This is a genomic window from Psychrobacter glacincola (assembly GCF_904846215.1).
In the GTDB taxonomy this organism is placed as follows: Bacteria; Pseudomonadota; Gammaproteobacteria; order Pseudomonadales; family Moraxellaceae; genus Psychrobacter; species Psychrobacter glacincola.
Genome location: NZ_CAJGZK010000075.1, coordinates 1 through 696, shown reverse-complemented (window position 1 = coordinate 696; position 696 = coordinate 1). Strand labels below are relative to the sequence as shown.

The following is a 696-nucleotide window of genomic DNA, read 5'->3' as shown; positions in this document are numbered from 1 at the left end:
GGTAATTAACAGCCCAATCGAATAACTGCCAACAAAAGAGGCAACTGCATCAATCGCTGATGCACCCGGCGTTTTCCAGATAGGTTTCATAATCGGCTGCATCAGCACGCCAACCATCTCAAGCAAACCAAAACCCACTAAAAACGCCAGAATCAAAGCCCCAAGCGGCACAATCATACCAACGGGTAGCGCCAGTTTTTCAAATAAAAATGGCAGCATATCCTTTTCCATCATAAAGGCTGGAGCGTTACCAGTGATATACATCACAGCTAATACCAGTCCCAGTACTTTAAAGACAGTTAGGATTTTATGGGTGATGTTTTTGCGCCATGAACCATCAATAAACGGTTTACTTACTCCAAATATCATCAGCATAAATAACAAAGTTACAGATAAAGTATGTTGCTGATTGACCAGATAAGTTGCACCATGGTCGAACAAAATTGTACTTTTTTCACCAATGGTAAATGGCACAAAAAACATCACCAAACCGATCATACTGAAGACAGTCAATTGCAGTAGTGCAATGGGTTTTGACAGTAATGTCTCTGGCGTTGTCGTATCGGACACGGTGTTAACAACTTGCTCAGTTTTCTCTAGTTGTAGGGTATCTTGCTTGGTCATATTATCTTCCTTGATAAAATCATGTAATCAATGTGTCTATAGAGAAATACTTAATCATAGGAAGATTTAGAC

The 696-nt window shown here is 39.9% G+C and carries 1 pseudogene; it reads right to left on the bottom strand.

What is annotated here, in order from left to right:
• A pseudogene (locus tag JMW90_RS13485) lies at nucleotides 1-624 on the bottom strand (YjiH family protein); the annotation flags it as partial.
• Between the last annotated feature and the right edge of the window lie 72 nt (nucleotides 625-696).